This window comes from Desulfosporosinus sp. I2 (assembly GCF_000960765.1).
In the GTDB taxonomy this organism is placed as follows: Bacteria; Bacillota; Desulfitobacteriia; order Desulfitobacteriales; family Desulfitobacteriaceae; genus Desulfosporosinus.
Window position 1 is genome coordinate 1 of record NZ_JYNH01000206.1, and the last position, 5,988, is coordinate 5,988.

Below are 5,988 nucleotides of genomic sequence, written 5' to 3' on the forward strand. Positions count from 1 at the left end.
ATACTACGTATAATAAGAATGATACGTCTTAAATAACTACACCAAATAGAGATATGAAAATAATGATTCCAATTATTGCAGAAACATTTCTTCCAATCTTTGAACCGTAGTTTTCCTTGTATTTTAGACCGATTAAAAACGATGGAATGAAAAATATCAACGAGTAGAAAATCGTATAATGAATTCCATGATTACCATTAGACCATGAATTCAGTCCAATACCATTTAAATGTAATCACCAATATTAACATATCTAAAATTAATTGAAAACAAGATACCAGCCAAGCATAATGCTAATGAAATAGTTCCAATTCCTAATTCTTTATTTCTAATCTTCATTATATATTCAACTCCTCTTTGTACGCAGTTTCCTACGAATGCGTCGCAACATACAATAATGTGCAGTAACTTTTTTCGTACCCGTAACGCCATGCCATATTTATATCGAGCAAAGGTACGGGAGCATTTATACTTTCTTTTCAAATACTAAGTCATATTGTTTAATCACACCAAGAATATTAAAAACCGTTGGAATAGCAGTAATAAATCTCCAGCCTTCTTTGCAATATTCATCAATTAATTCCCTATGTTTTCCGCTTGAAAAATAGCCTGCTGCCTTTGATTCTACATAAATGCACTTATAAATTTTAAACACATCCCTTGATATTAATGTTTTACATTTACTCGTCGTTTAGGTACCCAAACTTTTTTGCTCCGCCAATACCCTGATCTCCATTTACAGCAATAGCAAACTGCTTGTAATCCTTCTTATGCTTATATTCTGAATCGAATTGGTTAATCTTGTCTGCTACTTCTTTTCCTTCCTTTTTCATTTTAATTACAATTAATGTTTTTGGATTATTGGCGAATGGATTTGGTGCGCTTCCAAATATATATTCTATACTTTCTGAGTTATAATTATCGACGATTGCTTTACAATAATTGTATGTTTTCCCCAAAGAGGCTTCAAAATCAAATACTCTAAATTTTCCGTATCCTGTTTGAAATAACTGGATTTGTTCTATTAATGGTGTAAATATTTCTTGCCGCTGTTCTTGAGTTAATCTTGTCGCCATATATATCGTTCACCCCGCCAGTCTTATGCCAATAGATATTTTTGGTTATTGTATTCTTTCATGACCTTTCTTAGATCTGTTGAATCCTTAAAGATATAAATCTTCCTATTTGAATCCTTCATATCCACCTTTTCACAAATTTTATGAAATCTATTAAACATGAGCCAACCAGCCATTCTTTCCTGAAGGATTACAATTGTATTATCATGGTTCATATTTTCCGACCTCCTTAATAATTATTTGAGAATGATCGAGCCTAACTCTCACCCTTGGGGGGTGGATACCCCCCAAAAGATAATCATATTGTACTCATTTTAATTATTAAGGATTTCTTAGACTCTGATATTTCAATCACTTCATCGAAACTAAATTCTTCATTAATATAATCGGTTAGCCGGATCGCCTGTCCAATGGGGTTAACATCCTCTTTCCTGACGCTTGCCAAATATTCATCCTCACTATAAATTGCTACATCAGTATTTCTCATCTTGAGAATAAGCCCTAGATTCATTTTCTCGATCAGATATTCTGGCGCCTTACCCTCAAGCTTAATAAGTTTTACAGTATAATCGGCCAGCGGTTTAACACCAGCGTCCTCATTAACAGGGGGAGCTTCGGATTGGGTACATTTAACCGCTTCTTCTCTTTCAACATCACTATCGGTAAAATGCTGGCCTAATATGTTATAAACGTGATAATCTCCGTCTTTCAAGCTGGTCTTGATTTGGACATCACTGATTACACCTATCCCATCTTTTACTTTAAGCTGCCCTTTAAACTCTCGCTCCAGATGATTCAGTTCTCTGACTTCTTTCACATCAATTTTGTTTTTATCTTCATGTCTTTTTAGATTCTCTAGGACTCCTTCAGGGACAATTCGCCAAGGGAAGGTATAGTCCTGATTCCTTTTAAAGCCAGAATCATTCTTGTTCTTAGTGTAATTGTAAGTAATTTCTATACAGCAAGATGCTAGCACAGATTCGTTGCTGCAAATCTCTCTGCATTTGCTCTTGATATCATCATAAAACTTCTTGTATTCCTCATTTAGCTGCCTTAGCTCTTCTTTGATCTCATCAGACTTATCCAGAGAATTAATACCTTTACCTTTTTTAGCAAGCTCTTCTTTTTGCTTGATATACTCCTTGTAAATCGGCTGAAGCTCCCTAATTATTTTATAGAATGTCTCTGAATCGCATTTTGAATTATCCTGCAGTAATGTCTTGGTATCTTGAACATCAAGGTAATCGATATCAATAATATCGCCAAAGTTGATCTCGAAAAAATCCTTTATGAAATTTTCCAAGATTATCACAAATTTATTAAAGGGGCTCTTGGCATCGTCCCTGCCTTGATACGCTTTCGGGTTAGTCTTGTAATCTCCGTATTTGTGGTGGAGAAAATAGGGTTTCTTCCATACTGCGTTTAACTCTTCAGGTATGGATACCTTTTTCATTGACTTTACACTATCAATGATCTGTCCCTGTAAATATTTGCATATAGTTGTTTCAAAATCTCTTGATTCCAGACCTTCATTCCGTTCCATCGCTTTATTGGAGAAATAGGTATCGATATTTGTTACTCTTCCAGTCAAATTATCAAGGTTCATTAGTTCATAGGCTAAAATGCTGTCAATGTTATAGTCCAATGCATCGGCTGTTGATTTATCACCAGGATCATAAATTACATCGGCTGGGACATGTTTTCTGCGCATAACTGGATTGTTAATCACCATCACTTTATCACCATCAAAATCGAGATTCAGTCTTGCCATGGATAAATCACAAGCGGCAGGAAATTGGCACACATTATCAAGGTATTTAATGTACTTGTTTTCTGATTCGGTAAACTCTGCTTTCAATACTTCTGAATAATGGGTTAGCGGGTTCCTAAGAATAATGTGCTCACCTTTCTTACCTGCACAGAATAATTGGTTCTCACCTAAGAATCCTATTACATCACTGCCAAAGGCATGCTCCATGAAGGCGATGGTATCTCCAGCAGCATACATATAATTCCCTTTAATATAGGCTCGTCCAAGTAGCAAACCTCTCCATATCCTGCGAGCTTGGTTAACAAGAAAGTTTCTAATATGCAGATCAAAGAGCATCCTGTGGTTTAAGTCTATGGCCTTCTGAATGACATTCACATATTCTTCATCTTCTTTATTTTCGGCATGCTCTTCTTCAATCGCACTATCTTCATCTTCCTGCTCTTCGTTATCTTCATCCGATGCCAGCATGTTAAGGAACGCCTTTACATAGCCGATATTGTTCGACTTCTTTAGTTGACTTTGAAGCAAGACTCACAAAGGATCATATCAATCTTGTCGTTGAACAAGTCCCATTCCTTGCCCCATATGTCTTTAATTTTTCGTACTTTGTTGTCTGACGCCCACATTTTGATCGGAAAGGATACCACATAGCCTTTCACATACGGCAGTCTAATTTGTATTCCCTGTGTGGTGTAGTTCAATCCGAGCTTATCAGATATTATCTTCATCCAAGAAGTATTAGCACATCCCATACCGTCAAACGCATTGATATTACAGGGATATTCCTCATATTCTTTTACATCATATCCTACGCTGTAGGGTTTGATCTTAAATGTCATTATTTCTTCAGTCTGATTCACATGGTAACCAGGATAAGCATTATCTTTATACTCAATAAAACACTTGGGATTGGCAATTTCTTCAGGCCTTACTCGACTGTTGCTGTCATTTTTCCAGCCGTTGCGGCTTTTGTATGTGAATCTATTTGAATAAGACCTTTTAGGTAAGCTTCTCAAAAATGTCTGAGTAAATATTTCTTTACTTCTTTCAACTTCTTCATGAATCTCTGCCCAGCGTTTTTCTTCAGTTTCTTTATCCAGTTTATATTGCGCTTCCTCTTCAGTTATCTCTTCTGGCTTGACTTTGTACTCCTCGACGATCCTGACTTTTCTTTTTAACTTTGTCTCGTAGTCAGGGATAATTACGATTTTAGGCATGCAATCCTCAAAGAGCATGGCACTTGAAAGTAACAACCCCTTTGCTGTCTCAAATTTACTAATGATTGTCTTTTCCGGCTTCTTGCCAAGGGATGCAATATCATCGATCTTGTCCTTCAAGTCTTCTCGAATCAGCAGTGTTTTTTGTGTTCGGGCCATTGATGCCGATTTAATGGCACCTTGTCTGATATACTTTAAACCGTTAAACCATATCCCTTCGAGCATGATCCTTTTATATATATTGATGCTTTCGTCATCCTTGGTATCCAGACCTGAAGCTTTTAAGATTATGAACTCTCCAAATTGATTATTAGCTGCGATTTCAGCATCATAAATCCTGCCCTGGAGCCGGAATATTGAATCAAAGAAAAGGTTCTCGGAATTTGGAATCAGTCTTGGCTCCTCAGTAATGATCAGTTTACCATCTTTATCAGATATTTGATTAAATTTGATCTGCATTACTTTGTACTGTTTGCGTTTTGTCTTCATCTATGTTGACCCCCCTATAATAAAAGAACTGAAAGATTGACCTTCAGTTGGAGATTACCTTTTTATTATATCAGAAATATTTGTTGGATTCGTCATAATATTCCAAAACCCTTGCAACATTTAAATTACTGATATTCTGTTGGTAATGAAAAACCATTATTTAGAGCAATTCTTTTCTGAAATTGTTATATCATAAGCTTATTGAAATTTCCTTCTTCGGCTAAAGCTCTGACTTTGCTCCAAATCAAGTCTTTAATCTCAGTTTTCTTCGATAGTGCAATTGCCAATTCTTGGACAGTCATCAACACAATACTTATCTTTCTCCCAATTGCAAACGTACTCAATGCCTCATCACTATAACCCGAATAGCTGATGTATAAACCTCTCGTAAAGCTTGATTTTGATGATACTTTCTCATTGAAAATAACCAAGCTGCTTTTATCAAGTGGTTTATTTGTCCATTTTGCTTCGAGTAAATATACTTCGTTATGTAAGATAAAGCTACCGTCAATTTGTTCTCCGACTAACTTAAAGCTTCCTCGTGGCTCTAACCCGCTAATCTCAAAAATGCTTTTTAAGTATTTTTCAAAAGCAAAGCCTCTTGATTGTGGTGAATCATCACAATTTGTTAATGCCATTAGCTCACTCAAATACTTACCGTAATCAATCATAGACGTTATAGGCTTTGGCTGCATAGTATTTGGCTTTGTCATGGGTGGCGCAGTTTTTCCAATCAGCCGATTGCCTATTTCGGCACATTTTTTAAAGGTGTCTCGATAACTTTCATCAATCATATCGTTTGCTTGCATATATCGAAGAAGTTCCAACAGCAATTTACCGACCGTTATATTGTCCGAATCTGCTATAATAGCTCTTAGTATCTTCGCCTTAGAAAGTCCTGTATATTTTTTATAAATGTCAATCTGGATCTTTTCATACACAAACTCCTGAAATTTAGGATTGGAAAAGTTCAAAACGTATCCGCTTTCCATTCCAAATAGCTTTTCGAAATATCCTTTTTCTATAAAATCTAATTGAGCCATTAAAGCATCCTCCGCTTCTATTACCTTACAATCTGTCCTGCCTTAATCTTTCATAAACAACGCCAACCAGCAAGCCTTTAATCATGTTGCCAAATTTCTCATCATCAATTACACGCACGCATAAGCTAAAAGAATAAACCACAAGGCAGACAATTTTTACCATAACTGTACATTTTAATTTGTTTGGCCTTCATCAATGTTGACCCTCTATTATATTGAAAGAACTGAAGGTTGATCTTCAGTTCGTGAATTCTCTTTATGATTATTATAGCAGAAATATTTGCTTAGTTCGCCATGATATTCCAAACTTCTAGTGGCAAGTGGCTCACTTTTTTACTGGCGTTTTCCTTATTTTTGGCTCACTTTTATTGTAGCGTTTATAACACAATCTC

Annotated in this window: 6 protein-coding genes; all 6 read right to left on the reverse strand. The window is 35.9% G+C overall.

What is annotated here, in order from left to right; genetic code table 11:
• Positions 1-466 precede the first annotated feature (466 nt).
• Complete coding sequence (locus UF75_RS24255; protein WP_242860414.1) at positions 467-655, reverse strand: DUF4177 domain-containing protein; 189 nt, start codon at positions 653-655, stop codon at positions 467-469.
• 25 nt (positions 656-680) lie between these two features.
• Positions 681-1,076, reverse strand: coding sequence for a hypothetical protein (locus UF75_RS24260; protein WP_045577089.1), 396 nt, complete (start codon positions 1,074-1,076; stop codon positions 681-683).
• Positions 1,077-1,099: 23 nt separating this feature from the next.
• Positions 1,100-1,291, reverse strand: coding sequence for a DUF5659 domain-containing protein (locus tag UF75_RS24265; protein WP_045577090.1), 192 nt, complete (start codon positions 1,289-1,291; stop codon positions 1,100-1,102).
• Positions 1,292-1,374: 83 nt separating this feature from the next.
• Positions 1,375-3,375, reverse strand: coding sequence for a hypothetical protein (locus tag UF75_RS24270; RefSeq protein ID WP_156146597.1), 2,001 nt, complete (start codon positions 3,373-3,375; stop codon positions 1,375-1,377).
• Positions 3,357-4,553 carry a hypothetical protein gene (locus tag UF75_RS24275; RefSeq protein ID WP_045577092.1) on the reverse strand — a complete coding sequence of 399 codons (1,197 nt, stop codon included), beginning with the start codon at positions 4,551-4,553 and terminating at the stop codon, positions 3,357-3,359. The genes UF75_RS24270 and UF75_RS24275 overlap by 19 nt, the downstream gene beginning before the upstream one ends.
• Positions 4,554-4,738: 185 nt before the next feature.
• Positions 4,739-5,596, reverse strand: a complete 858-nt coding sequence (locus UF75_RS24280) for a restriction endonuclease (protein ID WP_045577093.1) — start codon at positions 5,594-5,596, stop codon at positions 4,739-4,741.
• Positions 5,597-5,988 lie beyond the last annotated feature (392 nt).